Here is a 2,923-nt window from a genome sequence, read left to right on the forward strand (position 1 = left end):
CCTGCTGGAGACCCCGCCGTCCGGCCGGCACGCCGCCACCGGCGACACCCCGCCCCCGCTGCCCCGCCGGAGCCACCGGCGCGGCCGCACGGGCCGCCCCGCCCAGCACGCCGCTCCCCCACCGCAGCCCGCGCCGCCCTACCGCTCGGCCCGGGACGCGCAGGCGTTCATGGCGATGTTCCAGGCCGGGACCGCCAGCGGCCGTACCGCCGCCCGGGCCCAGGCCCAGTCCGACCCTTCCCTTCCCGCTTCCCCCCGACTTCCCCAGCGCTCCGGAGAGTTCCATGACCACCACCCCTGATCTCGGCTGGCTGCTCGCCGACATCATCGCCGTCCCGCAGGTCCAGCACGCCGTCGTCGTCTCCAACGACGGCCTGGAGATCGGCCGCAGCGCCGGCATCGCCCGCGACGACGCCGAACGGCTCGCCGCCGCCTGCTCCGGACTGCAGTCGCTGGCCCGCGGCGTCGCGACGGGCTTCGGCGGGCCGGGCAGCGCCACCCGCCAGATCATCATCGAGTACGGCGGCGGCTACCTCTTCGTCGTCGCCGCCGGGGCCGGCGCGCACCTGGCCGTGGTGACGAGCGAGGCGGTCGACGCCGGCCTGGTCGCCTACCAGATGCAGGTCCTGGTCGAGCGGATCGGCACCCACCTCACCAGCCCGCCGCGCGTCGACCACGCGGCGGGGGGCCACCGGTGAGCGGCCCGGTCCGGCCGTACGTCATCACCGGTGGGCGCAGCCGCTCCACCCGGGCCGAGCTGGCCCTGGAGAGCCTGGTCAGCGCGTTACCCGACCCGCCGGACCTGCCCGAGCACCCGCTGCTGAACCGCGAGCACCGGCGCATCCTCGACCTCTGCCACAGCCTGCTGTCCATCGCCGAGGTGGCGGCCCACCTGGGGCTGCCGCTCGGCGTCGTCAAGGTGCTGGTCGGAGACCTGTGGGACCTCGGCGCCGTGCAGGTGCTCCCGCCCGTCCCACAGGCCGAACGCCTGCCCGCAACCCTCCTGGAGGAGGTGCTCGTTGGCCTCCGCCAACTCCGCTGAAGCCGTCCCCGACGCCCCGGACGCAACCGACGCGGCCGGTGCCGCCGACGGACCGCAGTACCTGCCCTCCTCGGTGCAGGGCGCGGTCAAGATCCTGGTCACCGGTCCGTTCGGGGTGGGCAAGACCACCCTGGTCGGCTCGCTGAGCGAGATCACCCCGCTGCGCACCGAGGAGACCATGACCGCCGCCAGCGCGGGCATCGACGACCTCACCGGGCGCCCCGGCAAGACCACCACCACGGTCGCGCTGGACTTCGGCCGGATCACGCTCAACTCGCGGCTCGCGCTGTACCTGTTCGGCACGCCCGGGCAGCAGCGGTTCTGGCCGCTCTGGGACGACCTGTCGCGCGGCGCGCTCGGCGCCATCGCCATGGTCGACCTGCGCCGCCCCGACGAGAGCTTCGACGTGCTCGGCCGGCTGGAGGAGCAGCGCATCCCGTTCGCGGTCGCGGTCAACACCTTCCCGGACACGCCGGGTTACCCGGAGGAGGAGCTGCGCTCGGCGCTGGACCTGCTGCCGGAGGTGCCGATCCTGCACTGCGACGCACGCGACCGCCGGCAGTCCTACGACCTGCTGATCGACTTCGTCGACCACCTGCACCGCAGCTCGATCCTGGAGCTCCAGGGATGACCACCCCCGAACCCCCCGGCGCCGCCGGGTGCCCGGTCGCCCACGGCACCGGCCTGCCCGGCGGGCTGCCCGTGGGCGTCCCGCTGACCCCGCTGTACGGCCCGGCCGTCGCCGAGGACCCGCACGGCCTGTACGCCCGGCTGCGCGAGCGCTACGGGCCGGTCGCCCCCATCGAGCTGGAGCCCGGGGTCGAGGCCTGGCTCGTCCTCGGCTACGCCGAGCTGCTCGAACTCACCCGCAACGAGGCGCTGTTCTCCAAGGACTCGCGCCGCTGGCGGGTGCCCGCCGAGGGCCGGCTGGCGGCCGACTCCCGGCTGCTGCCGATGACCTCCTGGCGGCCCACCCTGCTCAACCTGGACGGCGCCGAGCACCAGCGGCTGCGCTGCGCCGTCTCGGACACCCTCGCCCAGATCGACCACCGCCAGCTGCGCGGCACCACCGAGGCCGCCGCCAACGGGCTGATCGACGGCTGGGGCCCGGACGGCACCGCCGACCTGGTCGCCCAGTACGCGCGCCGGCTGCCGCTGCTGGTCTTCACCCAGCTGGTCGGGCTGCCGGTGGAGAGCGGGCCCCGGGTGGTCGAGCTGATCAGCCACTTCGTGGACAGCAGCGCGCAGTCGCAGCGCGCCGGCCTGGAGTTCCAGACGATGCTCGTCGACCTGGTGCGCCGCCGCCGGGCCGCCCCGAGCGCCGACCTCACCTCCTGGCTGCTCGCCCACCCGGCCGGGCTGACCGACGAGGAGGCGGTGCACCACCTGGTGGTGCTGCTGGTCGCGGGCAACGAGACCTCGATCAACTGGACCGGCAACACGCTGCGGCTGCTGCTCACCGACCGGCGCTTCCGGGCCACCCTCACCGGCGGACGGCTGACCGTCTCCGACGCGCTGGAGGAGGTGCTCTGGCGCGACCCGCCGACGCAGAACTTCCCCGGCCGCTGGGCCACCGGCGACACCGTGCTCGGCGGCCAGTACATCAGCGCCGGCGACATGCTCGTCCTCGGCCTGGCCGCGGCCAACGCCGACCCGGCCGCGCAGGGCGTCTCCGCCGCCGCCCAGGGCTCGCTCGGCGGCAACCGGGCGCACCTGGCGTGGGGCGCGGGCCGGCACGTCTGCCCGGCCCAGCACCCGGCCAGGATCATCGTCGAGACCGCCGTCGAGACCCTGCTGCACCGCCTCCCCGACCTCCAACTGGCCGTACCGGCCGGAGAGCTGACCTGGCGCCCGTCCCCGTGGTCCCGGGCCCTGACCGCC

The 2,923-nt window shown here is 75.2% G+C and carries 4 protein-coding genes and 1 pseudogene; all 5 read left to right on the top strand.

Annotated elements, in window-relative coordinates:
• Window positions 1-301, top strand: a pseudogene (locus ACIQOV_RS35365) (hypothetical protein); the annotation flags it as partial.
• On the top strand, window positions 285-698 hold the full coding sequence (locus ACIQOV_RS35370; RefSeq protein ID WP_359897914.1) for a roadblock/LC7 domain-containing protein: 414 nt from the start codon (window positions 285-287) through the stop codon (window positions 696-698). The pseudogene ACIQOV_RS35365 and the gene ACIQOV_RS35370, both read left to right, overlap by 17 nt.
• Window positions 695-1,042, top strand: a complete 348-nt coding sequence (locus ACIQOV_RS35375) for a DUF742 domain-containing protein (RefSeq protein ID WP_359897915.1) — start codon at window positions 695-697, stop codon at window positions 1,040-1,042. Before ACIQOV_RS35370 ends, ACIQOV_RS35375 begins: the two co-directional genes overlap by 4 nt.
• Window positions 1,020-1,673: an ATP/GTP-binding protein gene (locus ACIQOV_RS35380; protein WP_380354874.1), complete on the top strand. Its 654-nt coding sequence runs from the start codon at window positions 1,020-1,022 to the stop codon at window positions 1,671-1,673. Before ACIQOV_RS35375 ends, ACIQOV_RS35380 begins: the two co-directional genes overlap by 23 nt.
• Window positions 1,670-2,923: cytochrome P450 (locus ACIQOV_RS35385; protein ID WP_401054936.1), on the top strand; the 1,254-nt coding region annotated here is incomplete at its 3' end. The genes ACIQOV_RS35380 and ACIQOV_RS35385, both read left to right, overlap by 4 nt.

Origin of the sequence: Kitasatospora sp. NPDC091257 (genome assembly GCF_044757675.1) — a bacterium.
Classification (GTDB): domain Bacteria; phylum Actinomycetota; class Actinomycetes; order Streptomycetales; family Streptomycetaceae; genus Kitasatospora; species Kitasatospora lactacystinica.

What these genes read in the sequence shown, in the direction of transcription:
- ACIQOV_RS35370 (WP_359897914.1), top strand. Translation starts at nt 285, where the DNA reads ATGACCACCACCCCTGATCTCGGCTGGCTGCTCGCCGACATCATCGCC.